This is a genomic window from Mycobacterium sp. IDUB_39, assembly GCF_055419205.1.
The window spans coordinates 404,529-428,488 of sequence record NZ_JBVAXF010000005.1 but is presented as its reverse complement, the minus strand read 5'-3'; the positions used below and the strand labels follow the sequence as shown (position 1 = coordinate 428,488).

Sequence of the window (23,960 nt, the reverse complement as noted above, 5' to 3'; positions counted from 1 at the left end):
GCGGCGCTACGACACCGCAGTCAGCGCTGCAGCGAACACCTCAAGATCGTCGGTCGTGACGTCGACGTGTGGCGACACCCGCAGTGCCGGGCCCGTCATCTCTCCCGGCGCGCGCTCCACACCGGCGTACGTGGTGACGATGCGGTGCTCGGCAATCAGCCGCGCCCGCACGGTCTGCGGGTCCACGCCGTCGGGCGGGATCAGCGTGGTGATCGCGCTGGGTTCCTCGATCGGTTCGACGACCTGCCAGCCCGCCACATCGGACAGTGCCACCCGCGTGGTCGCGCCCACCTCGGCCAGTCGGGCACGCACATGCGCCGGGCCGGCCTCCACGTGTTCGCCCAGCGCGATCGAAAGTCCCACCTGTGCAGCGACGTTCACCTCGGCGTGCGTCATGCGCGCCAGCACCGCCTCGGAGAGCAGCCCCGGCCGGGCGGCCAGCCAGCCGAGCCCGCGCGGGCCGGCCGTCCACTTCCGCGACGAGGAGTACACCGCGTCGGGCGAGATGTCGGCGCAGTCGATGTGGGCGAAGGCCTGCGCGGCGTCGATGACCAGCGGTAGGCCCGCGGCGCGGCAGACTGCCGCCATGGCGGCCGCCGGCTGCACGATGCCCTTGTGACTGCCCAGCGGGGTGAGGTGAACCAGCGCAGGGGGATCCGCGGCCAGCGCCGTGGCGGCGGCGTCGACGTCCAGACGCCCGGAGCCGTCGACCGGCAGTGTCCGCACGTCGAAACCGTGCCGCGCCATGGTCAGCAGGTTGGGCCCGAACTCGCCGGGCAGGCAGGCCAGCGTGCGCTCGCCGCGCCAGTCGCCGAGCAGGATGTCGAGGGCGTTTGTTGAGCCCGTGGTGAAGTTGACATCGGTGAGGGCGAAGCCCGTCAACGCGCCGACAGCGGCGCGACCCGCATCGAGCACGGGGGCGGCGGCCTCGGCCGCGACGTAGCCGCCGACCTCGGCCTCGTGCCGGGCGTGCGCGGCGGCCGCCTCGATGGCGGCCAAACTCTGCCGTGAGCACGCCGCGCTGTCCAGATGGACCCCGGCCACCGGCGGCCTGGCCGCACGCCACGTCTGCGCGAGGGCCGGCTCTGTGGCCGTCCGCCGTGACGACATCACAGTGCCGACAGCGACAGGCCGAAGTCGCCCGCGGGGTCGGTCCACCAGTGGGTACGACGCAGCCCGGCCGCCGCCAACTCGGCCTCCACACCCTCGGGCCGGAACTTGGAGGACACCTCGGTCAGCATCTCCTCCCCGGCGTCGAAATCAACCGTGAGATCCACTGCGCCAACGTGTACGCGCTGCGCGGTGCGGGCGCGCAGCCACATCTCGATTCGCTCGTCGTCGGTGTTCCACCGGGCGACGTGTTCGAAGGCAGCCAGATCGAAGTCGGCGTCCAACTCGCGGTTGACCACCGCCAGCACGTTGAGGTTGAACCTGGCCGTGACGCCTGCCGCGTCGTCATAGGCCCGGACCAATCTGTCGGTGTCCTTGACCAGGTCGGTACCCAGCAGCAGTGCGTCACCGGGTGCGAGAGTCCGTGCCAGCGCAGCGAGGAACTCCGCGCGCGGGCCGGGGGTCAGGTTGCCGATCGTCGACCCGAGGAACACGACCAGTCGACGGCCGCCCGTCGGGATCTTCTCGAGGTGCTCCTCGAAGTCACCGCACACCGCGTCGACCTCCACCCCGGGGTACTCGGCGCCGATCGCCGCGCCTGCCGCCTCGAGCACACCCGCGTCAACGTCGAACGGGATGAACCTGCGCAGGGATCCGGCCTCGCTCATCGCGTCGAGCAGGATGCGCGTCTTCTCCGACGTGCCGCTGCCGAGTTCCACGAGCGTGTCGGCACCGGAGGCCGCCGCCACGTCGGCCGCGCGGGCACGCAGGATCTGCGCCTCGGTGCGCGTCGGGTAGTACTCGGGCAGCCGGGTGATCTGGTCGAACAGGTCGCTGCCGACCGAGTCGTAGAACCACTTCGGCGGCAACGACTTCGGGGTCCTCCTCAGTCCGTCGCGAACATCGCGTCGCAGCGCGTTAGCGGCGGAGTCCTCGGCGAGGTAGTTCGACAGGGACAGCGTCATGACGATCCTTTCAGGGGACTCAGCGCGATGTTGGACCCGACGACATCGACGAGGTGTCGGTCGGGGATCTCCTGCCACGCCGGGTCGTCGTCGTACGGTTCGCTGGCAAGCACGACTCCGTCGTCGCGCCGCAGCACCGACAGGGTGTCCCCCCAGGTGGTGGCCAGCATACGGGAACCGTTGGCGGCCAAGATGTTCAGTCGGGCGTTGGGGTCGGCGGCACCGACCTCGACCACGGTGTCGCCCAGCGCGTCGAGCCCGCGCTCGAAGATCAGCGCGGCGAGTAGGGCGCTGTCGACGGTGGACTCGGCGGCGGCTGAGGTCGGCAGCACTGACCGGTCGACGACGCCGTTGTGCGACAGCAGCCAGGTGCCGTCGCTGAACGGGGCCGACGCCGACGCCTCGATGGGCATGCCGACAGTCGCCGAGCGGACCGCGGCGACGATGCACTCGCTGCGCAGAGCCGGTGCCACCGAGGCGAACGATGTGTCACCCCACAGCGGTGCGGCACTGCGCCAGCGGCGCGCCGTTCCGTTATCGAAGAAGCCCACCCCCCACCCGTCGGCGTTCATCAGGCCGTTCTTCTGACGTCGTGGCGAATACGACTGCACCAGAAGGCCGTACGGCGGGTCGAGAACCAGCGACGCCACGGACGCGGAATGGCCGAGCCAACCGAGGTGACGACACATCAGGCGGCGTCCCACGCCAGGCGGACACCGCAGAATATCTGCCGGCGAATCGGGTGATCCCAGTTGCGGAAGCTGGGCCGCACGATGCCAGCCCCGACCGACCATGCACCGCCGCGCAGCACCCTGTACTCGCCGCCGCCCGCGCCGTCGAAGAAGGGTTGCGAGTACCGGTCGTAGATCATCGGCGTGAAGTTGGGCCAGGGCCGCAGCGTCGAGGAGGTCCACTCCCACACGTCGCCGAGCATCTGCTCCGCGCCGAATGCCGAGGCGCCGCCGGGGTAGGCGCCGACAGGTGCGGGACGAAGCGCGTCGCCACCGAGATTCGCCAGTTGCGCGGTGGGTTCTGAGGCGCCCCAGGGGAATCGGCGACGCGTACCGGAGACGGGGTCCCAGGCGGCCGCCTTCTCCCATTCCACCTCGGTGGGCAGCCGGGCACCCGCCCACGCCGCATAGGCCTCCGCCTCGTAGTAGCCGACGTGCTGTACGGGCTCGTCGCCGGGCACGTCCTCGACGTGGCCGAACCGGGTGCGCGTGCCCTTGTGCACGCCGTCGTTCCAGAACATCGGCGCCGTCAGATTCGCCTCCTGCCGGTGCGCCCAGCCAGCACTCGACCACCAGCGCGGCTCGCGGTAGCCGCCATCGTCGATGAACTCCCGCCATTCGGCGTTGGTGACGGGCACGCGCCCGATCCGGAAGGCGGGCACGTCCACGATGTGGGCGGGGCGCTCGTTGTCGAGGGAGTGCGGTTCGGTACCGCCGTCGACGCCGAGCAGGAACGGGCCGCCGGGGATCGGCACTGACGTCCCGGCGACACCCGCGCGGCCCGCGGGCAACGGTGTGCCCGGGTCCAGGATCGGGGGCCCGGACCGCAGGTTCAGCGCCGCCAGCATCGTCTCGTCGTGCTGATTCTCGTGGCTGATCACCAGCGCGTACGAGAACGCCGGGTCGGCCATCGAGTCCGTCGGGTCGAATGCGTCCTCGGGTAGGGCATCGAGTGCATCGAGCGCCATCGCGCGGACGGTCTTGCAGTAAGAGCGCGCGTCGGTGGGCGGCAACAGCGGCAGGTCCACCCGGCTGGCCCGGGAGTGCTCGAACGCGTCGTAGAGCCCCTCGACGGCGCGCGGCAGCATGCCCGGCCGGTTCGGATCACCGGCGCGCAGGAGCCAGAGTTCCTCCTGCTGACCGATATGCGCGAGATCCCACACCAGTGGGCTCATCAGTGGGTCGTACTGGCGGTGCAGTTCGGCGTCATCGAAGGACACGAGCCGCAGGGTTCGCTCGCGCGCCAGCGTCAGCTCACGCGCGAGCACGTCGCGGGCGCTCATGCCTTCTCCATCGCCAGTTGGACTACCGCCGTATCGATTCCGTGCTCGACGACACGGTCGCAGAAGCGGTCGGCGGGGCTGCGGCCCTGCTCGACCTCGGCGAGCAGGCTCTGCATCGCGGGCACCAGTTCCGCGGGGGCACGCTCGGCGGCGGCAGCCACGCATGTGACCGCCGCCCGGCGCAGACGCCGGTCGCCCAGCCCGATCTGCGCAGCTCGATCCCACGCTGTGGCCACCGATTGGGTTGCAGCGGTGGCGATATCGGCTGCCACCGGATCGTCGAGCAGGGTCACGATGGTGAAAACCACCGCCGGCCAGATGTCGTCGGGCAGGCTGTCGAGGTAACGGATCTCCAGGAAGCCGCGGGGCCGCACCGGCGGAAAGAGCGTGGTGAGGTGGTAGTCAAGATCGGCCTCGGTCGGGTGGCGGTCACCGAGCCTCGCCGTACCGTCGGCCCATTCGGCGAAGGGGACCCACTCGGTGACCGGTATCGCCTCGGGTGTGTGCACCAGCATCACCGGGGCCTTGAGTGCGTAGTGGACCCAGTCATTGACGGGGTCGTCGTCGGTGGTGCCGAGCACAGGACCGCACCGCGCATCATCGAGTTGGCTCCACACCCGCTGCCGCGCGCTGCGCCACCCGGTGAACTCGGCGCCCAGCAGTGGGGAGTTCGCGGAGATGGCGATCATCGTCGGGCCCAACGCGTGCGCAAGACGCACCCGATCGACCCAGCCGTCGCGCGGACCGGCGTCGACGTTCACCTGCACAGAGGCCGTAGACGTCATCATCGCGGCGCCAGCGGCACCGGTGCCGCTGGCGTCGAAGAACTGCTCCATGGCGCGGTAGCGGTCCCCGGGGTTGACCCTGGCCGCGGGCCGCAGCGGATCGGCGCCCAGCAGAACCAGGCCAAGGCCCCGGCGGGCGAAGGCGTCGGCCAGCACGGTGCGGTCGGCGCGCATCGCGGTGATCGCGGCGAGCGGCCCGTCCAGCGGCGGTCCGGACAGTTCGACCGCGCCACCCGGTTCGACGGTGATGGCGCTGCCACCGGGCAGTTTCGGAACCGACGCGATGGCATCGCTCAGCTCCGACCACTCGGGGCGCCGCATCGGGTCGGTCAGGTCGAAACAGTGGGCCTCGACCTCGAGGCCGACCTGGCCGACGGGGCCGTCACGCAGGCATGCGCCACCGATGTGCAGGGCCGCGCTGGCGGCGCTGGAGAGTTCGCGGTCAGCGTGCTTGGTGCGCGGCAGACCCCGGCCCGTGTCGGTGGTGGTCATGTCAACCGTCCGTTGCCTGAAATGTGAGCGTTTGTGTGCTGGGCATTTGGGCAGCCTGACCTTTTGGGCAGGCACTCCCGCCGTCCTCGGCGGTGTCGCCGAGGACGGTTCGGGTTCGGGTTTCAACGCCACCGGCCTCATCGGGTGAGGTCTTATGGTCGGCTCCGCCCGTAACGACCCCGGTACTCGGGTCCGTTTCACGCTGCGCGTGACGCGCGAGGTTGATCGCGGCGTTGAGGTCCCGGTCGATGACCAGACCGCAATCGGTACATTCGTAGATGCGCTCGGCCAGGCGCAGTTTGGCTTTCACCACGCCACAGCCTGAGCACGTTTTCGAGCTCGGAAACCTCTTGTCGGCCTTGACAATCTGTGAGCCGTACCAGCCGGCCTTGTAGCTGAGCTGACGCAGCGCCTGACCGAGGCCGGCGTCGCCGAGCGCCCGGTTGAGACCACGTTTGCGGGCCCCGCCGGCAGTCATCATGTTCTTGACCGCCAGCGTCTCCACACCGATCACCGCATGGGACTGAGCCAGTGCGGTGGTGATCTTGTGGATGTGGTCAGCCCGCAGATTCGCCACCCGGGTGTGAACTCGCGCGATGTCGCGCGAAGTGGCCCGCCACCCGCTTGAAGGCTCACGCGTGGACGCAGTGTTCTGGTCCCATGGGCCGATCTGGCGGGCCGCTTTGCGTTGCAGCGCCCGCAGTGTGCGCTGGGCGGACTGCAGTTGCCGCGGCGGCCGGTACCGTGCCAACTCATTGCCGTCGGGGTCGGCAACGACGAGCAGATCCTTGACCCCAGCGTCGATCCCAACCACCGCCGCACCGGGCTTTACGTGCCCCGGCCGCCCCGCATTGCGAGCCACCAAGCATGTCAGCGCCACCTGCCACCGGCCCTGCTCGAAGCGCACCGTGGCCTTGAGGATCCGAGCGGTGCCGGCCTCGAGCCGCCGCGCCAGCTTGCGCGTCGACTCATGCGTCTTAATCGCACCCAAGCGTGGCAATGTCACATGCTTGCGATCAGGTTCTACTCGGATGGCGCCGGTGGTGAATGAAAACGACTTGACCGCACGGGACTTGGCCTCGAACCGGGGAAAACCCATCCGCGGACCGGCTCGCCCACCCTTGCGTGAGGCATCCCAGTTCGCCAACGCCTCCGCCAAACCGCGACACGCGTTTGCATAGGCCTCCTTGGAGTTCACCGTCCACCACGGCACACCAGCATCATCGACGGCGGCAGCGTGTTTGCGGCGGTTCCACTCGTTGCGCAACGACTGAAACGACCAGCCCACCGACGGCGTCAGATCGGCGTCGGCGACACCGTAGGTGCGCTCGGCGGCCCGCTGATTCAGGTTGGCCTTCACCACCCCCAGCATCGTGTTGAACGCGAACCGCGCACCACCAGCATGGGACAATAATTGCTCGACCTGGGCTGGTGTGGGATCCAGCGCAAACCGATACGCCTGGGCCGTCCAGCCCTCAGGAACCTCAAACCGTGCCACCGCGGTCATCCCGCCGACTCCACCGGATCAGATTGCCTGGTTGCGCTCGCCGGATACATCACGCCCTTGCGCCCACCCCGACGCCGAATCAAATCCGCACACATCGAGGTCAGACCCCGGCCACGTCGAAACGCGCCCACACCGCCGACTTCACGACAAAGACTCGCACACACATTCACGCGCTGATCGCCCACCAGCGCTCACCCCCTCCCGCCCGCAGCATCCACGCACTCCATCTTGGGAGAGGACACTGACAATGTCGTGCGATATTCCCGTGACCCCCCAAAATTCGGTTCCCGCAGCCGCGTGGCGGTTACTGCCCGAGGCTGTTCTGCATCGCTCCGGCCAGTACGTTCACCGCCGGTCCACCATTGCCCGGCTGACAGACTTTCGCTTGCAGCAGAACGTTCTCGCGCAGCCGGGTCTGAGTGAAGCACCGACGGTCTGTACCCGCTTCCTGCTTCATCCACACGGCGTCGTTACCGGTGGGCAGACCGCCGGTGAAGGTCCAGACCTCGTTGACGAAATCGTCCAAGTGCATCGTGGTGGTCTGGCCCGAACACCCCACGGTTCTGTCGTTGACCCGGCCGAACGCCCGGGTGGCGGCCTCATTGGTGGCGAACACCCCAACGGCCTGTTTGACCATGTGAGTGTCATCGTTGGCGGCGCGCTGAGCGACCGCACCGCTGAACGACGCCAGGTCGGGGTCGGCGTACACATCGGGCAGCCCGATATCGGCCCAGTTGTTGCACACCGGGGTGTCGACCCAGAACCCCTGGAACGGCGCGGTGAACGTCGACTCCCAGCCCATTGGCGCACCGACGATATTGCCGACCGAACCCTTGCCGAGCACGGCGTACGACACGACCCCGGGGTCCGATGGTCGTGCGCTCGCCGGTGCCGCCAACGCGGCGGCGGCGCACAGGCCCGTCATCGCGGCGATGGCGGCACGACGCATGCTCAGACCTTCGCCGACAGCTTGACGTCGATGTTGCCGCGAGTGGCCTTGGAGTACGGGCACACACCGTGCGCCTTCTGCATGAGATCGTCGGCGGCGCTCTGCTCGAGGCCGGGGAGGTAGCCGATCAGATGGGCGGTGAGGCCGAACCCACCCTCGGAGTCCTTGCCGAACCCGATCTGCGCGGTGATACCGCTGGCGTCGTCGATGGCGATCTTCTCGGTGCGGGCGACCAGGCGCAGTGCGCCGAGGAAGCACGCGGCGTAGCCCGCCGAGAACAGCAGTTCGGGGTTCACGCCCTCGCCGCTGCCGCCCATCTCCTTGGGCGGGCGGGTGTCGAGGTCGATCTTCCCGTCGGTGGACTTGACGTGGCCGTCACGGCCTCCGCCCGACGCGGTGGACTCTGCGGTGTAAACGACTTCGATGCTCATGGCTTCGATGATGCCAGTTCCGCCCGGCCACCGAGGGGGGTCAGAAGATCGTCAGGGTGCAGTACGTCCGGGCCGGCGACGGGTAGGGCCAGGCGTACTGGCCGGCGTCCGACGGGCACGCCGCCTGATCGCGGACGTCGAGCCGCTGGGTGACCTGGACGAGCAGGCCGTCCTGCCCACGGTCGGCGCAGTCGGCACGCTGCATGACGCCGATCGGCATGTCGAGGACGTAGCAGTGGTTGGCCACCAGGTTGGGCACCAGGCACAGACGCGATGTCGTGGGATCGACGAGATCGCCTGACAGACGCTGGTATTCGTTGCTCGGGCATGCGCCGGAGGCATCGGCGGTCGCGCCGACGGTGTAGCTGGCGTCGACGCTGCACGACACCTCGTCGGCGCGCAGGTCGCCGGGTGCATCGGGGGTGCCGACCGGAAGCTGGACGCAGTCACCGACCTCGAACATGCTGACAGCGGCGCGCTCCAGCGGTTCGGGTCGCAACCCACAGCCGACCACGGTCGCCATCAGGGCCGCGACCACCGCCACCAGCAGCCATCGGCGGTGCCCTATGCACGTCATGGTTAGCGACGCTCTCACGAATGAGCGCCGCACGCCACAGGAACATCAAAGTTCTCAATGGTCCCACAGACCACATCAGAATTACAGCATTGACATTCGCTGGCGTGTCATCCCGCACGCCTCCCTCATCGAAACTGCGGTGAGATCGCACATTTCGCGGAGAACGCGATCTCCCCGCAGTCTCGGCGGGCGGGTTGGGGTGCTGCGTCTAGCCCTTACCGGCGCGCACCCCTTCTTCGACCTTCTTCCCCAGGTCAGCATCCACGTTTCGCCAATACTCGAAGACCCGCGAGAGCACTGGCTCCTTCACGCCGTCGAGCACGTGGCCGATGATGTTGCTGGCCAGGCGATCGCGTGCCTCGTCATCGAGGACCTCGCGGACCAGCGTGCCCGCCTGCCCCCAGTCGTCGTCCTGCGCCCGCAGCGTGTACGCCGATCGGACCATGTCCCCGTCGGACACCCAGTGCGCCTCGGCAACACGCTTCGGGTCCTCCGCTACGGGACCGCCCATCGAATTCGGGGCGTAGACCGGGTCGGTGGCGTTGCGGATCCGCATCGCGCCGTCCTTGGAGTAGGCGTTCACCTCGACCTTGGGTTCATTGACCGGAATCTGCTTGTAGTTGACCCCGAGTCGGGCGCGGTGGGCGTCGGAGTAGGAGAACCCACGGGCCAGCAGCATCTTGTCCGGGCTCAGTCCGGTGCCCGGCACGATGTTGTTGGGCTCGAAGGCGGCCTGCTCGATCTGTGCGTGATAGTCGACGACGTTGCGGTCCAGCTTCATCGTGCCGACATCGATCAGCGGGTAGTCGGCGTGCGGCCAGATCTTGGTCAGGTCGAACGGGTTGAACCGGTAGGTCTTGGCATCCTCGAACGGCATGATCTGCATCTTCAGCGTCCACGTGGGATGGTTTCCGGCCTCGATCGAGTCGTACAGATCGCGCTGGTGGTAGTCACCGTCCTCGCCGGCGATACGGTCGGCGTCCTCCTGGGTGAGGAAGTCGATGCCCTGGTCCGTCTTGAAGTGGTACTTCACCCAGAACATCTCACCGCTCGCGTTGACCCAGCTGTAGGTGTGGCTGGAGTAGCCGTTCATATGCCGCCAGCTCTTCGGAATACCGCGATCACCCATCAGATAGGTGACCTGATGCGCCGACTCGGGCACCAGCGTCCAGAAGTCCCATTGCATGTTGTGGTCGCGAAGGTTGTTGGCGGCCATGCGTTTCTGCGATCGGATGAAGTTCTGGAACTTCATCGGGTCGCGCACGAAGAACACCGGCGTGTTGTTGCCGACCATGTCGAAGTTGCCCTCGGACGTGTAGAACTTCAGCGCGAATCCGCGCGGATCGCGCCACGTGTCTGGGCTGCCGCGCTCACCGGCGACGGTGGAGAACCGAGCGACCATCTCGGTCTTGGTGCCGGGTTGGAACACCGCGGCCTTGGTGTACTGGCTGACGTCGTTGGTCACCTCGAACGTGCCGAACGCACCGCCGCCCTTGGCGTGCGGCTGACGCTCCGGGATGCGTTCCCGGTTGAAGTTGGCCATCTGCTCGATCAGGTAGTGGTCCTGGAGCAGGATCGGTCCGTCTGGGCCGACCGACAGCGAATGCTCGACGCTGGGTACGGCGGCGCCACCATCCGTCGTCGCGATCTTCTCGGTCATCACTCATCTCCTCTGCCGCGGCCATTGGGCTGGGCCGCGCTCCCCTGGGGTACCCGCGTTTGGGCGCGGATATCCCAGGGGGCGCGTCAGGATTCGAGTCGCACTGCGATGCGGCGCAGTCGCGTCTAGCGCGGCGGCGTGGGGTTCATCGAGGACGGTCCCTGGCTCGACTGACCGGGTCCGTCACCGAAGGGGCCACCGGGGCCCATGTTGCCGCCCGGACCACCCGGGAACACGAAGCCCGGGCCGGGACGCACCATCGGACCCATGGGGCCCATCTGGAACATCGGGGGCGGACCCTGCCGGTGCTCCATCGAGCCGCCGCGGTCGCCGCCACCGCGGTGATGTCCACCACCGGAGTGCGCGCCGAGCACGAAGCCGGTGCCGAAGATAACGGTGACGATGAAGACGACACCCGCGACGATGCCCACCCACGCGGCGACCTGGTTGAGCCGGCTCGACCTGCGGGGTTCGGCCGGGTAGGGGCCGACGACTGCCGGCGCGGGCACGAACTGCGGCGGCGCGGCCGCCTGGGGTGTGATCGGCCCAGTCGCGGGTTCGGAGGACGGCGGGGTCGACGGCGCAGGGGGTGGCGTTTCGCTCATTCCTCGATCGTGGCCCCGCTCGCAATGCGTTGGTGAAGAACAGGCTATGAATCCGCTGTGAGAGTCCGACTGTGAGCTGACCCGCATGGGGTTTGGCGTGGCGGGGCTGAGGTACTCCTCTCCAGTGCCCGGTCATCGGACCGGACGGATAAGCGACAGGAGCCGATATGAGTTTTGTGGACAAGGCCAAGAACAAGGTCGAGAACCTCGGCGGTCAGGCAAAGGAAGCCGCTGGCAAGGCCAGTGACGACAAGAGCACCGAGAACGAGGGCAAGGCCGACCAGGTCAAGGCCAATCTCAAGGATGCAGGCGAGAAGGTCAAGGACGCCTTCAAGTAGGCCTTCAGCCGATTCGGCCCGTCACCTCGGTGGCGGGCCGAATCGCTGCGCCTACGGCTTGAGTGGGTTCACCGCGAACTGGATGACGCGGTAGGGCGCGTTGTCACCCCGGGGCAGGGTGTTCCACTGACTGACGAACACCCGCACCTCATCGATGGTGGAGCCCGGCGAGATGTACCCGCCGTAGGGCTGGGCGAGCCGGTTGTCGTGCGGCGGGGGCAGATCGTCGGGCCGGTCGGGCCAGTCCGCGGCGAAGACCACCGTGGTCACCGGGGCGGTACCCAGCCCCGTCGGGTGGGCCGCCACCCGCACCTCCATGTTTCCGGTAGTCGCGTTGAAGTACGACAGGACCGCCTTGCCATCGATCTGGCGCACGCTCATCTCGCCTACGGCGTCGTTCCACAACGGTGTCGGCGCCTTGCCCCAGCCGCCGTCGGCACCGGGTAGCCCCGACCACGCCTGCCAGGCGCTCCTGTCGGTGAAGTTCTGCGGTGTCACGCGGTACAGCTCGACCGGTCCGCTGCGGTCAAAGTCGTTGGCGACGATGAAGACCCACCCGCTGGGCGAGTCGGGTGTTGGGATGGGGTCGTAGTACCCGCTGATCTGGGACTGTCTGCCCCCGGCGTACTCCGCGGGACGCTCCGACTTCGGCACCGTCGGCCAATTCCCCTGCGCCGCATTGGCCTTCACCAGTCGCGACGTCGCGGGCACCAGGCTCTTGGTGGTCGTGACGAGCATGTAGTTCTCGCGGTTGATCTGGACGACACCCGCGGGCAGTTGCGACGAACCCGGCGGCGTGGGGTCGGCCAACAGTGGTTTGTACACGCCAGTCACGCCGTCGTAGCGCACCCCACCCGGGTCGCCGATGGAATCGGTGTCGACATGCAGGGCGATCGGCGAGTACCAGCCACCGAACCCGACACCCTGGCCGGCGAAGCTGTCACCGCACACCTGCAGGATCCCGCTCGGAAACTCCATGAACTCACACAGGTCGGTGGCGCCGATACCGTAATCCCTTGTCGGCGTTCCCGTTCCAGCCGCCGGACCGATCCGGATCGCCTGTCCGGGCGCCAGCGGCCCCAGTACGGGGCCGGGCACCGGCGCCGGTGGGTCCGCGTGGGCCGGCGCGGCGACGGCCAAGACCAACACCGAGATCGACGAAATGGCGAGGCCTACTCGCGTTTTCCCGCCAGAACGTCGATTTCGGCGCACAGCGTGGCGGGTGTCAGAGCTGAGCGGCGAGCAGTTCGGCGATCTGAATGGTGTTGAGCGCCGCGCCCTTGCGGAGGTTGTCCCCCGAGACGAACAGCGCCAATCCGCGGCCGCCCGGCACGCCCTCATCCTGGCGAATCCGGCCCACCAGTGAGTCGTCGGCACCAGCGGCGGCCAGCGGCGTCGGCACGTCGACCAGCTTCACGCCCGCCGCATCGGCCAGCACCTCCCGCGCCCGCGCAGCCGAAATCGGCCGGGCGAACTCGGCGTTGATCGACAGCGAGTGCCCGGTGAAAACCGGTACCCGCACGCATGTTCCGCTCACCAGCAGGTCGGGGATGCCCAGGATCTTGCGGCTCTCGTTGCGCAGCTTCTGATCCTCGTCGGTCTCCCCCGAGCCGTCGTCGACCAGGGAGCCGGCCAGCGGCACCACGTTGAAGGCGATGGGAGCGACGTAGTTCACCGGCGCGGGGTAGGACAGCGCGCCGCCGTCGTGCACCAGCTCCTCGACGCCGTCGATGACCGCGCGCGCCTGGGTGGCCAACTCCTCCACACCGGCCAGACCGGTACCGGACACCGCCTGGTAGCTCGACACGATCAACCGCGTCAGGCCGGCCTCGTCATGCAGGGGCTTGAGCACCGGCATCGCTGCCATGGTGGTGCAGTTCGGGTTGGCGATGATGCCCTTGGGACGTGTTGCCGCGTCACGCGCGAAGTTCACCTCGGACACCACCAACGGCACGTCGGGGTCCTTGCGCCACGCCGACGAGTTGTCGACGACCACCGCACCGGCGGCGGCGAAGCGCGGCGCCTGCACCCGCGACATCGTCGCGCCGGCCGAGAACAACGCGATGTCCAGGCCCGACGGATCGGCCGTCGCGGCGTCCTCGACCTCGATCTCCTGGCCGCGGAAGGTCAGCTTCTTGCCCTGCGAGCGCGCCGATGCGAAGAACCGCACCGAGGTCGCCGGAAAGTCGCGTTCCTCCAACAGCTTCCGCATCACCTGGCCGACCTGGCCGGTTGCACCCACTACGCCGATCGAAACCATCTAAATATCCCGTCGCTTCGCTCGCCCCATGACTAGATACCCGTTCCCGCGTACACGACCGCCTCTTCCTCACCGCCGAGCCCGAAGGCCTCGTGCAGTGCCGCGACGGCCTTGTCCAACTCCGTGTCCTTGACCAGCACCGAGATTCGGATCTCCGATGTCGAGATCAGATCGATGTTGACGCCGACCGCTGCCAGCGTCTCGCAGAACGTGGCGGTGACGCCGGGGTGGCTGCGCATACCGGCGCCGACCAACGACACCTTGCCGATGTGGTCGTCGTAGAGCACGGCGGTGAAGCCGATGGCGTCCTTGAGGGCGGTGAGCTTCTCGACCGCACCCGGCCCGCTCTCGCGTGAACACGTGAAGGTGATGTCGGTCTTGCCGTCCTCAACCTTGGAGATGTTCTGCAGCACCATGTCGATGTTCACATCGGCATCGGCGACCGCGCGGAACACCTGGGCGGCGTAACCGGGAACGTCGGGCAGACCGACGACCGTCACCTTCGCCTCGCCGCGGTCATGGGCTACCCCGGTGAGAATGGCGTCTTCCATGGGGATGTCCTCCATCGATCCTTTTACGAGCGTGCCCGGCTTGTCGGAGTACGACGACCGGACGTGAATCGGAACGTCGTAGCGGCGGGCGTATTCCACGCAGCGCAGCATCAGCACCTTGGCGCCTGCCGCGGCCATCTCGAGCATCTCCTCGAAGCTGACGGTGTCCAGCTGCCGCGCGTTGGGCACAATGCGCGGGTCGGCGGTGAAGATGCCGTCGACGTCGGTGTAGATCTCGCACACGTCGGCGCCCAGGGCAGCGGCCAGTGCCACGGCGGTGGTGTCCGATCCGCCGCGACCCAGCGTCGTGACGTCCTTGCTGTCCTGACTCACGCCCTGGAAGCCGGCGACCAGCACGATCAGGCCCTCGTCGAGAGCCTCGCGCAGCCTGCCGGGTGTGACGTCGATGATCTTGGCGTTGCCGTGGGTGCCGGTGGTGACCACACCTGCCTGCGAGCCGGTGAACGACCGCGCCTCGGCACCGAGCGACGAGATGGCCATCGCGACCAGGGCGTTGGAGATCCGCTCACCAGCGGTGAGCAGCATGTCCATCTCGCGTGCGGGTGGGGCGGGGTTGACCTGGCGGGCCAGGTCGAGCAGGTCGTCGGTGGTGTCACCCATCGCGGAGACCACCACGACGACGTCGTTGCCGGCCTTCTTGGTTTCGACGATGCGCTCAGCGACGCGCCGAATCCGATCGGCGTCGGCCACCGAGGATCCGCCGTACTTCTGGACGACGAGCGCCACTGTCCAGCCTCTCTGGGCGTTCCGGTTCGACCCGGTCGGGTCCCTCCAAGAATAGGGGGTCTGCGCACCTGGTTTCTCGTCACCTCCTGCCGAGGTCACGCCGGTAGCGTGGGATCGCGTGAGCAAGCGAGCGACCCAGCGCCCCGCCGACCGGCTGGCCGACACCCGGGTGCCCATCCATCCGGACATCGCGGCCCGGTGGAGTCCACGGGCGTTCGACCCCGATTCCACCGTCTCCGCAGCTCAGATCACCGCCCTTGTGGAGGCGGCGCGGTGGGCGGCGACGTGGGGTCACCGGCAACCGGTGCGCTTCGTGATCGGGTTGCAGGCCCGCACGCGAGGAGGACAGAACGAACCCGATGAGACGTTCACCTCACTGGCCGCGACACTGAAGCGGGGCAACTCGTATGCGCACGCGGCGAGCGCACTGATCCTGGTGTGCGCCGACCAGGGGCCCGACGAGAGGACCGCCCTGTACTCGGCGGTCGACGCCGGGGCCGCGATCGCGAACCTCACCATCGAGGCGGTGTCGCGGGATCTGATCGCCCATCCGATGGCGGGGTTCGACGTCGACGCCGCGCGGTCGGCGTTCGGCATCCCCGACGACGTGCGACCGATCGCTGTCGTCGCGGTCGGTGTGCTGGGTGACTACGCCACCGCAGCTCCCGAGATCGTCGAGCGGGACTCCCGTCCCCGCGAGCGACTACCGCTCGATCAGATCGCGTTCACCGGCCGCTGGGAAACGGCGTTCACGCCGGACACACCGCCGCCAGCTGGCTGATCTCCGCCTCGTACTGATCGTTGAACGCGGTGACCATCATCCCCGCGGCCTGCCTTGGCGCACTTCCCGGAGCGCTGGTCTGGGAGTTGTAGCTGATCTTGGCGTCGACCAGGCGCTTGGCCGTCTTCGCCAGCTGCTGCGCCTGGTCCGCGAGCCCCTCCGCGGTCACCTTGGCGGCGCGATCGGACAGGCCATCCGACCAGGCCAGGTAGTCGAGGTCACTGGGCTCGGACGCGGCCTCATAGGACCCCTCCTCGGGGACGTGAGTCTTGGCGTTGAGCGCATTGATCTGAGTCTCATTGAAGGACAGCAGCTCTCTCACCGGCGCACAGTCCGCCGACGATCGCTGGTCCCGAAAGAACACCCACCAGATGCCGCCGCCGACGAGAACGGCCACCAACACCACCACCGTTGTCAGGGGCTTGATTCGTCTCACCACACGATGCTGGCACAAGTTCGTCGCGAACCCGCACGTGGGAGGTTCCCATCAACTTCCCACGGTCCCGTTACGTGCCCGAAACCCGCGAACACCGTCCACGTAACAGAAACATCGGTTACTGCCAGTGAACGGCCCGAATGAGCGGCCGCACCACTCATTTAAGGAAGTAACCGTATGGACGTAGTGGATACCGGCACCACGGCATTCATGTTGTGTTGCATCATCGGGCTCACGCTCATGATTCCGGGGCTGGCGCTGTTCTACGGCGGCATGGTCTCGGTCAAGAGCTCGACGAACATGATGATGATGACGTTCGGCGCGGTCGCGATCGTCGGCCTGCTCTGGGTGCTCTTCGGCTTCTCGATGGTCTTCGGCACCAGCTACGGCGGTTTCGTCGGCAGCTTCACCGAATTCGCCGGCATGAAGGACCTTCTCGAGACACAGACCACGATCTCGGGCCTGCCGGTCAGTTTGTTCGCGCTGTTCCAGGCCCTCTTCGCGGGCATCACCGTCGCCCTGATCTCGGGTGCTGTGGCCGACCGGATGAAGTTCGGTGCCTGGATGTTGTTCGCTTTCCTGTGGGCCGTGCTGGTCTACTTCCCCGTCGCGCACTGGGTCTTTGCGTTCGACGGTGTGGTGACCGAGAACGCGGTCGGTGGCTGGATCGCCAACACCCTCGGCGCGATCGACTTCGCCGGTGGCACCGCGGTGCACATCAACGCCGGCGCGGCGGCGCTGGCGGTGGCGATCGTGCTCGGTAAATCCGCGATGTTCGGCCAGCTGCGCAAGCCACACAACGTGCCGCTGACGCTGCTGGGCGCCGGTCTGCTGTGGGCCGGCTGGTACGCGTTCAACGGCGGCTCGGCGCTGGCCGCGGGCAACTCGGCGGCCATCGTCATGGTCACCACGTTCGTCGCGACGTGCGCGGCGACGCTGGCCTGGCTCGCCGTCGAGAAGGTCAAGGACGGTCACGTCACGGGCGTCGGCGCGGCCTCGGGTGCCATCACCGGCCTGGTCGCGATCACCCCCGCCTGTGGTGCGGTCACCCCCGTCGGCGCCATCTTCGTCGGCGCCATCGCCGGGGCGATCTGCGTCTACGCGGTGGGCCTGAAGTCGAAGTTCGGCTACGACGACTCGCTCGACGTGGTCGGCGTCCACCTGGTCGGCGGTGTCATCGGCACCCTGCTGATCGGCTTCTTCGCCAGTGAGGGCATGCCCAACGGCGTCAACGGCCTGTTCTACGGCGGCGGCGTCGACCAGCTGTGGAAGCAGGCGGTGGCCGCCTTCGCGGTGATGGCCTACTCGTTCGTCGTGGCCTTCGCCATCGCCTTCGCCATCAAGAAGACGATGGGCATCCGCATCTCGCCGGAGGAGGAGGAGCAGGGCATCGACTCCACGTTCCACCGCGAGTCCTCGTACGACATGGCATCTGCTTGATGTGACGCGATCCCCCGGTCGGCGCACTCACGCGCGCTGGCCGGGGTTTCTCGCGCTGCACGATGTTTCCTCTCGCGATACATTGATTCATGACAAGAGACAAGGGCTGACATGACCAACGGCAGTGACACCCTCGCGGAGCTCGCGGAAGCGGCGGGCACCAAGTTCATCCTCGCGCTGTTCGTGGACCTCCGCGGGAAGCCGTGCGCGAAGCTGGTTCCCGTCGAGGCCATCGACATGCTGGCAACCGACGGCGTCGGATTCGCCGGATACGCCGTCGGCGCCATGGGCCAGGAGCCCAAGGACCCCGACCTGATCGCGATCCCCGATCCGGCGTCGTTCACCCCGATCCCGTTCATCAAGGACGGCCTGGCGATCGTGCACTGCGACCCGCACGTCGAGGGCAAGCCGTGGCCATACGCGCCACGCGTCATCCTCAAGTCGCTGATCGCCCGCGCCGCGGACGCCGGCTTCGAACCCTGGGTCGGCGCGGAGGTCGAGTACTTCCTCCTCCGGCGCGACGCCGATGGCGCCCTGGCCACCGCCGACGTCGACGACACCGCATCCCAACCCTGTTACGACGCACGCGGCGTGACCCGCATGTACGAGCATCTGACGACCGTCTCGACGGCGATGAACTCGCTCGGCTGGTCGAACTACGCCAACGACCACGAGGACGGCAACGGCCAGTTCGAGCAGAACTTCGAGTTCGCCGACGCCCTGACCACGGCCGACCGGGTGGTGACGCTGCGCTACCTGTTGTCGATGATCGCCGCCGAGCGCGGCATGATCGCGACGTTCATGCCCAAGCCGTTCGCCGACCGCACCGGCAGCGGTCTGCACCTTCACCTCTCACTGACCAGCGGCGGCACACCTGTGTTCCCCGACGCGGACGACGCACGCGGCCTCGGCCTCTCGGACACGGCGTACGCGTTCATCGGCGGCATCCTCGACCACGCGTGCGCCCTGCAGGCCGTGGTGGGTCCGACGGTCAACTCCTACAAGCGAACCGGCGCGCTCACCACGGCCTCGGGTGCGTCGTGGGCGCCGCGGACACCGACCTATGGCGGCAACGACCGCACCCACTACATCCGGGTGCCCGATGACCAGCGCATCGAGATGCGTGGCGGTGACGGCTCGGCCAACCCCTATCTCGCGATCGCCGCGGCGCTCGGGGCGGGTATCGACGGCATCAAGCGCAGCCTCGACCCCGGGGAGCTGGGCTCCGGTTCCGCCCGCACTCTGCCGCCCACGCTGCTGCACGCGGTCGACGACCTGCAGGCCGATCCACTGATCACCGGTGTCCTCGACGCCGAGGGCGCCGGAGTGGCCGGCTACTTCGCCGACCTCAAGCGCACCGAGTTCTTCGAGTACCACAGCAAGGTCAGCCCGTGGGAGGTCGACCAGTACCTCACCGCATTCTGATCATCGACACGAAAGGACCAGGGAGACAATTCATGTGCGGCATCGTGGGGTTGCATCTGCGCAACCCCGAACTTCATCCCCGGCTCGGTGAGCTACTCACCGGCATGCTGTGCGAGATGGCCAATCGAGGTAGCGACTCGGCGGGTGTCGCCGTCTACGGCGACCCAATCTGGACACCACCGGGCCGGGCCTGCGTCTCGGTTCTCGAACTGACCGACGCAGCCGATGCGGTACAGACCGCGGTGGGCGCCGAACTCGGTGCACCGGTGACGGTTTCGGTGCTGGACGCGACGTATCTGATCACCGCGGACACGGCACCGGAGACATTGAGCTCGGCTGTCAGCGCCGTCTACCCCGACTCACTCATCGCGGGCTTCGGCAACGATCTTGCCGTGCTCAAGGGTGTCGGACACCCCAGGACACTCACCGACGCATGGGGCCTGGCCGGGGCCAGCGGTTGGCAGGGCGTGGGACACACCAGGATGGCCACCGAGTCCGCCGTCACCCCCTCGGGTGCGCATCCCTACGCCGTCGGACCCGATCAGTGTCTGGTGCACAACGGTTCGTTCGCCAACCACGCCACCATCCGTCGCGAACTACGCGCCGCCGGTGTGCGTTTCGACAGCGAGAATGACACCGAGGTCGGTGCGCGGTTCGTCGCCAACCAGCTCGCCAACGGCCGCGACGTGGAGACCGCACTGAAGGAGCTCTGCGCCACGTTCGACGGCTTCTACACGCTGCTGGTGTCCAACCGCGACTCGTTCGCCGTCGTACGCGACGCCATCGCCTGCAAGCCCGCCGTCATCGCCGAGACCGACGACTGGGTGGCGATGGCCAGCGAGTACCGCGCCCTGTCCGGGCTGCCCGGTGTCGAGCACGCCTCGATCTGGGAGCCCGAGCCCGAGGTGGTGTACGCATGGACGCGTTAACAACATTTGATCTCGCCGAAACTTCGCTGCGCGACGTCAACACCGCACTGCACGCATCGAATCTCATGGGCGAGTTCGTGATCGAGAACCCCGCGGGCGCCCACAACGTGGCCGTCGGTGTCGACGCCCCGGTGAAGGTCACGGTGGCCGGGCACGTCGGCTACTACGCCGCGGGTATGAACCAGCAGGCCGAGATCGTCATCGACGGCAACGCGGGCACCGGGGTCGCCGAGAACATGATGAGCGGCGTCGTGTGGGTCAAGGGCAACGCGTCACAGTCCGCGGGCGCGACCGCACACGGCGGCCTGCTGGTCATCGAGGGCAATGCCGCTGCGCGGTGCGGTATCTCGATGAAGGGCGTCGACATCGTCGTCGGCGGGAACATCGGCCACATGAGCGCCTTCATGGCCCAGGCCGGCACCCTGGTGGTGCGCGGCGATGCCGGTGAGGCACTCGGCGACTCGATCTACGAGGCCCGGCTCTACGTGCGCGGTGATGTCGCCTCGCTGGGCGCGGACTGCATCGCCAAGCCGATGCGGCCCGAACATCACGAGGAACTCGGACGTCTCCTCAAGGCGGCCGGTTACGGCGAGGACGACACCGCCGGCTACACGCGGTACGGGTCGGCCCGCGACCTCTACCACTTCCACGTCGACAACGCAGGAAGCTACTGATGACCACGGCAGACGAGCGGGCCCGGCTGGGCCTGCGTGAATCGGCGACCTTCGATCGGGCCACCATCGCCGCGATCCAACGCGCCGCCGACACCGGTATCTACGACATCCGCGGCTGGGGCGCCAAACGCCCGCTGCCACACTTCGACGACCTGCTGTTCCTGGGTGCGTCGATGTCGCGGTACCCATTGGAGGGGTACCGCGAACGGTGCGGCACCGACGTGCTCCTCGGCAACCGGCACGCCAAACACCCACTGCACCTGGATATCCCGGTGACCATCGCGGGCATGTCATTCGGCGCACTGTCGGGCCCGGCCAAGGAGGCCCTCGGTCGCGGCGCTAGCGCGGCCGGCACATCGACCACGACGGGCGATGGCGGTATGACACCCGAGGAGCGCGGCCAGAGCAAGCATCTGGTGTACCAGTACCTGCCGTCACGGTATGGGATGAACCCCGACGACCTGCGCAGGGCCGACGCGATCGAGGTAGTGCTCGGCCAGGGCGCCAAACCCGGCGGCGGCGGAATGCTGTTGGGCCAGAAGATCTCCGATCGGGTAGCCGGTATGCGCACGCTGCTCGCGGGCATCGACCAGCGCTCGGCGTGCAGACACCCGGACTGGACCGGGCCCGACGATCTGACCATCAAGATCAACGAGCTGCGTGAGATAACCGACTGGGAGAAACCGATTTACGTCAAGGTCGGTGCCACCCGCACCTACTACGACGTGAAGCTCGCCGTGCACGCAGGCGCCGACGTCGTCGTGGTGGACGGTATGCAGGGTGGCACCGCGGCCACCCAGGAGGTGTTCATCGAACACGTCGGCATCCCAACGCTGGCTGCGCTGCCGCAGGCCGTGCAGGCGCTGACCGAACTCGGGGTGCATAGAAAAGTTCAGTTGATCGTGTCCGGCGGCATCCGCAGCGGCGCCGATGTCGCGAAGGCGCTCGCGCTGGGCGCCGACGCCGTCGCCATCGGCACCGCCGCGCTCATAGCGCTCGGCGACAACGATCCGCGCTACGCGGCCGAGTACGAGAAGCTGGGCAGCGCAGCGGGTTTCTACGACGACTTCCAGGACGGCCGGGACCCGGCGGGGATCAGCACCCAGGATCCGGAACTGGCGGCACGGTTCGACCCGATCGAGGGTGGGCGCCGGCTAGCGAACTATCTGAGCGTGCTGACCATGGAGGCGCAGACCATCGCGCGTGCCTGCGGCAAGGCACATGTCTGCCACCTCGAACCCGAGGATCTCGTCGCCGTGTCGATCGAGGCGGCCGCGATGGCGCGCGTCCCGCTGGCGGGCACGAACTGGATTCCGGGGCAGCCGCTGTGATGCCGCGGACGCGAGGAGCAAAGTGAGACAGACTGCCGACGTCGTCATCATCGGAGGTGGTATCGAGGGCGCGTCGGCGGCGTGGGCGCTCGCGGCGCGCGGCGTCACCGATGTCGTGGTGTGCGAACGCAACACCGTCGGCGCAGGCATGACCGGCAAGTCCTCGGGGGTCGTTCGCTGCCACTACGGCGTGAGTTCACTCGCCGCGATGGCCACGGCCAGTCTCGAGGTGTTCGAGAATCCGCAGTCCCACCTCGGTGAGGACGTCACCGACATCGGGTTCCGGCAGAGCGGCTACGTCGTCGGCGTCGGCGAGCAGAACGTTGATGCACTGCGCAAGAGCCTCGCCGCGCAGCGCGCGGTCGGGGTCCAGACCGAGGAGATCGACGCGGCCGAGGTGGCCCGCCTGTGGCCGCATGCCGACCTGACCCCGTTCGGCGCGTTCGGCTGGGAGGCCCGCGGCGGATACGGCGACGCCTATCTGACCGCGCAGGCGTTCTCGGCGTCCGCCCGTGCGGCCGGTGTCCGGGTCAGGCAGGGAGCCGAAGTCGCCGACCTGCTGCTCGACGGCGACCGCGTGACGGGTGTGCGCTTGAGCGACGGGCAGGCGATCGCGGCGGAACGCGTCGTCGTCGCGACCGGGGTGTGGACACGTCCCTTCCTCGCGCCGTATGGCATCGACGTCCCCATCGAGGTGGTCCGAGAGCAGATCGTGCTGATCGCGCCCGGCATCGAGAAGTGCGTCGTGAACCGACTGCCCGTGTTCTCCGACCTGGTGTCGCTGCAGTACATCCGGCCCGAACCCAACGGCGAACTGCTGTTCGGCAACAGCGACCTGTCGCACTGCGAGACCGCCGACCCCGACGGTTACCTCAACCGGGCCACCGAGCAGTTCGTCGACCTCGTCGTCGACCGAGTCGGCACCCGCTTCCCCGGCCTGACCGACGCGGCGATCAGCGGCAGCTACGCCGGCTGTTATGACGTCACGCCGGACTGGAATCCGGTGATATCGCCGACCGGGATCGACGGCCTGCTGGTGGCCGCGGGATTCAGCGGGCACGGCTTCAAGATCGCGCCCGCGGTGGGCAGGCTGGTCGCCGATCTGGTGATCGACGGCGCCAGTGCTGATGCCCGCATCCCGGAGAGCGACTTCCGGCTCACCCGGTTCGCCGACGGCGCGCCCCTGCGGAGCCCGTACCCGTACGTCGGTGCGGGTGAGATGCGCTAGCCACCGAGCGAGAGAATGGACCCGTGAGCCCTGTCGACGATGACGCGCCGCGTCCGCGCACAACAGAGGATGGGTTGCTTCGCAACGTGTCCGGTAGTGCCCGTGACCGCGATCCGGCGCGGCCCGTCGACGAGGTCGAGATCGAGACGGCCATCGGTGCAAACGTGCGCAAGCTACGTCAGCAGCATGGCCTCACCGTGGCCGAGATGGCCACGCGGGTGGGTATCTCGAAGGCGATGCTCTCCAAGATCGAGAATGCTCAGACCTCATGCAGCCTGTCGACGCTGGCCCTGCTGGCAAAGGGTTTGGACGTGCCCGTCACCAGCCTGTTTCGCGGTGCCGACGTTGAACGGCCCGCCGCCTTCGTCCCGTCGGGCGGCGGCGCGCACATCGTCCGGGAGGGCACGCGCGAGGGGCACGAGTACCGGTTGCTCGGGTCGCTGCGCGGCGAGCACAAGCGGTTGGAGTGCCTGCACGTCACGTTGTCGGACAAATCCAAGACCTACCCGCTGTTCCAGCATCCCGGCACCGAGTTCATCTACATGCTCGAGGGCGTGATGGACTACGGCCACAGCCGCTCGGTGTACCGGCTGCACCCCGGCGACTCACTCCAGATCGACGGTGAGGGCTCCCACGGCCCCGTGGACCTGATCGAGGTGCCGATCCGGTTCCTGTCGGTGATCGCGTTTCCCGACTCCCAGGTGTGAGGGGTTCCACGCGTCGAG

24 protein-coding genes are annotated in these 23,960 nt (G+C 67.9%); 9 read left to right on the top strand and 15 right to left on the bottom strand.

The features are described from left to right. Nucleotides 1-6: 6 nt before the first annotated feature. The 11 genes from egtE to ACZY0X_RS20730 form a co-directional block, all read right to left on the bottom strand. Nucleotides 7-1,110, bottom strand: a complete 1,104-nt coding sequence (gene egtE / locus ACZY0X_RS20780; RefSeq protein ID WP_463773051.1) for an ergothioneine biosynthesis PLP-dependent enzyme EgtE — start codon at nucleotides 1,108-1,110, stop codon at nucleotides 7-9. Then, nucleotides 1,110-2,075, bottom strand: a complete 966-nt coding sequence (gene egtD, locus ACZY0X_RS20775; protein WP_463773050.1) for an L-histidine N(alpha)-methyltransferase — start codon at nucleotides 2,073-2,075, stop codon at nucleotides 1,110-1,112. Before egtD ends, egtE begins: the two co-directional genes overlap by 1 nt. After that, complete coding sequence (egtC, locus tag ACZY0X_RS20770) at nucleotides 2,072-2,764, bottom strand: ergothioneine biosynthesis protein EgtC (RefSeq protein WP_463773049.1); 693 nt, start codon at nucleotides 2,762-2,764, stop codon at nucleotides 2,072-2,074. Before egtC ends, egtD begins: the two co-directional genes overlap by 4 nt. Continuing rightward, nucleotides 2,764-4,089 carry an ergothioneine biosynthesis protein EgtB gene (gene egtB, locus ACZY0X_RS20765; RefSeq protein WP_463773047.1) on the bottom strand — a complete coding sequence of 442 codons (1,326 nt, stop codon included), beginning with the start codon at nucleotides 4,087-4,089 and terminating at the stop codon, nucleotides 2,764-2,766. The genes egtC and egtB overlap by 1 nt, the downstream gene beginning before the upstream one ends. Then, a complete protein-coding gene (gene egtA, locus ACZY0X_RS20760; RefSeq protein ID WP_463773046.1) occupies nucleotides 4,086-5,366 on the bottom strand; it encodes an ergothioneine biosynthesis glutamate--cysteine ligase EgtA in 1,281 nt (426 codons plus the stop codon). The genes egtB and egtA overlap by 4 nt, the downstream gene beginning before the upstream one ends. A gap of 1 nt (nucleotide 5,367) precedes the next feature. After that, nucleotides 5,368-6,873 (bottom strand): IS607 family element RNA-guided endonuclease TnpB, encoded by a 1,506-nt coding sequence (gene tnpB, locus ACZY0X_RS20755; protein WP_463773045.1) that lies wholly within the window; start codon nucleotides 6,871-6,873, stop codon nucleotides 5,368-5,370. A 304-nt stretch (nucleotides 6,874-7,177) separates the two neighbouring features. Next, the gene (locus tag ACZY0X_RS20750; RefSeq protein ID WP_463773044.1) at nucleotides 7,178-7,822 is read right to left on the bottom strand and encodes a sensor domain-containing protein; all 645 of its coding nucleotides are present in this window, start codon (nucleotides 7,820-7,822) and stop codon (nucleotides 7,178-7,180) included. A gap of 2 nt (nucleotides 7,823-7,824) precedes the next feature. After that, nucleotides 7,825-8,253, bottom strand: a complete 429-nt coding sequence (locus ACZY0X_RS20745; protein WP_241402689.1) for an organic hydroperoxide resistance protein — start codon at nucleotides 8,251-8,253, stop codon at nucleotides 7,825-7,827. A 40-nt stretch (nucleotides 8,254-8,293) separates the two neighbouring features. Continuing rightward, entirely contained in the window at nucleotides 8,294-8,830 is a 537-nt protein-coding gene (locus ACZY0X_RS20740; protein WP_463773042.1) for a hypothetical protein, read from the bottom strand. A gap of 208 nt (nucleotides 8,831-9,038) precedes the next feature. Next, nucleotides 9,039-10,490: a catalase gene (locus tag ACZY0X_RS20735; protein ID WP_463773041.1), complete on the bottom strand. Its 1,452-nt coding sequence runs from the start codon at nucleotides 10,488-10,490 to the stop codon at nucleotides 9,039-9,041. Nucleotides 10,491-10,615: 125 nt separating this feature from the next. Next, nucleotides 10,616-11,095 carry a hypothetical protein gene (locus tag ACZY0X_RS20730; protein ID WP_463773040.1) on the bottom strand — a complete coding sequence of 160 codons (480 nt, stop codon included), beginning with the start codon at nucleotides 11,093-11,095 and terminating at the stop codon, nucleotides 10,616-10,618. A 167-nt stretch (nucleotides 11,096-11,262) separates the two neighbouring features. Here ACZY0X_RS20730 and ACZY0X_RS20725 point away from each other — a divergent pair, with 167 nt between their 5' ends. Then, nucleotides 11,263-11,433, top strand: coding sequence for a CsbD family protein (locus tag ACZY0X_RS20725; protein WP_463773039.1), 171 nt, complete (start codon nucleotides 11,263-11,265; stop codon nucleotides 11,431-11,433). Between the two features lie 51 nt (nucleotides 11,434-11,484). Here the strand turns inward: ACZY0X_RS20725 and ACZY0X_RS20720 are convergent, their stop codons facing one another. The 3 genes from ACZY0X_RS20720 to ACZY0X_RS20710 all read right to left on the bottom strand — a co-directional run bounded on the left by ACZY0X_RS20720 (nucleotide 11,485) and on the right by ACZY0X_RS20710 (nucleotide 14,991). Then, nucleotides 11,485-12,588: a DUF4185 domain-containing protein gene (locus ACZY0X_RS20720; RefSeq protein ID WP_463773384.1), complete on the bottom strand. Its 1,104-nt coding sequence runs from the start codon at nucleotides 12,586-12,588 to the stop codon at nucleotides 11,485-11,487. Between the two features lie 70 nt (nucleotides 12,589-12,658). Further along, a complete protein-coding gene (locus tag ACZY0X_RS20715; RefSeq protein WP_463773038.1) occupies nucleotides 12,659-13,693 on the bottom strand; it encodes an aspartate-semialdehyde dehydrogenase in 1,035 nt (344 codons plus the stop codon). A 32-nt stretch (nucleotides 13,694-13,725) separates the two neighbouring features. Beyond that, a complete protein-coding gene (locus ACZY0X_RS20710) occupies nucleotides 13,726-14,991 on the bottom strand; it encodes an aspartate kinase (protein WP_463773036.1) in 1,266 nt (421 codons plus the stop codon). Nucleotides 14,992-15,109: 118 nt separating this feature from the next. Between ACZY0X_RS20710 and ACZY0X_RS20705 the strand changes: the two genes are divergently transcribed. Beyond that, the gene (locus tag ACZY0X_RS20705; protein ID WP_463773035.1) at nucleotides 15,110-15,772 is read left to right on the top strand and encodes a nitroreductase family protein; all 663 of its coding nucleotides are present in this window, start codon (nucleotides 15,110-15,112) and stop codon (nucleotides 15,770-15,772) included. Here the strand turns inward: ACZY0X_RS20705 and ACZY0X_RS20700 are convergent. Then, nucleotides 15,741-16,208 (bottom strand): hypothetical protein, encoded by a 468-nt coding sequence (locus tag ACZY0X_RS20700; RefSeq protein ID WP_463773033.1) that lies wholly within the window; start codon nucleotides 16,206-16,208, stop codon nucleotides 15,741-15,743. The genes ACZY0X_RS20705 and ACZY0X_RS20700 overlap by 32 nt on opposite strands. A 186-nt stretch (nucleotides 16,209-16,394) precedes the next feature. Here ACZY0X_RS20700 and ACZY0X_RS20695 point away from each other — a divergent pair, with 186 nt between their 5' ends. The 7 genes from ACZY0X_RS20695 to ACZY0X_RS20665 all read left to right on the top strand — a co-directional run bounded on the left by ACZY0X_RS20695 (nucleotide 16,395) and on the right by ACZY0X_RS20665 (nucleotide 23,942). Further along, nucleotides 16,395-17,648 (top strand): ammonium transporter, encoded by a 1,254-nt coding sequence (locus tag ACZY0X_RS20695; RefSeq protein ID WP_463773382.1) that lies wholly within the window; start codon nucleotides 16,395-16,397, stop codon nucleotides 17,646-17,648. A 111-nt stretch (nucleotides 17,649-17,759) separates the two neighbouring features. Then, the gene (gene glnT / locus ACZY0X_RS20690; RefSeq protein WP_463773032.1) at nucleotides 17,760-19,073 is read left to right on the top strand and encodes a type III glutamate--ammonia ligase; all 1,314 of its coding nucleotides are present in this window, start codon (nucleotides 17,760-17,762) and stop codon (nucleotides 19,071-19,073) included. A 32-nt stretch (nucleotides 19,074-19,105) separates the two neighbouring features. Further along, on the top strand, nucleotides 19,106-20,002 hold the full coding sequence (locus tag ACZY0X_RS20685; protein ID WP_463773031.1) for a class II glutamine amidotransferase domain-containing protein: 897 nt from the start codon (nucleotides 19,106-19,108) through the stop codon (nucleotides 20,000-20,002). Beyond that, nucleotides 19,990-20,676 (top strand): protein glxC, encoded by a 687-nt coding sequence (locus tag ACZY0X_RS20680; RefSeq protein WP_463773030.1) that lies wholly within the window; start codon nucleotides 19,990-19,992, stop codon nucleotides 20,674-20,676. Before ACZY0X_RS20685 ends, ACZY0X_RS20680 begins: the two co-directional genes overlap by 13 nt. Further along, nucleotides 20,676-22,007: an FMN-binding glutamate synthase family protein gene (locus ACZY0X_RS20675; protein ID WP_463773028.1), complete on the top strand. Its 1,332-nt coding sequence runs from the start codon at nucleotides 20,676-20,678 to the stop codon at nucleotides 22,005-22,007. Before ACZY0X_RS20680 ends, ACZY0X_RS20675 begins: the two co-directional genes overlap by 1 nt. Before the next feature lie 22 nt (nucleotides 22,008-22,029). Continuing rightward, nucleotides 22,030-23,235 carry an NAD(P)/FAD-dependent oxidoreductase gene (locus ACZY0X_RS20670; protein WP_463773027.1) on the top strand — a complete coding sequence of 402 codons (1,206 nt, stop codon included), beginning with the start codon at nucleotides 22,030-22,032 and terminating at the stop codon, nucleotides 23,233-23,235. A gap of 23 nt (nucleotides 23,236-23,258) precedes the next feature. After that, nucleotides 23,259-23,942, top strand: a complete 684-nt coding sequence (locus ACZY0X_RS20665) for a helix-turn-helix domain-containing protein (protein WP_463773025.1) — start codon at nucleotides 23,259-23,261, stop codon at nucleotides 23,940-23,942. Nucleotides 23,943-23,960: the final 18 nt, after the last annotated feature.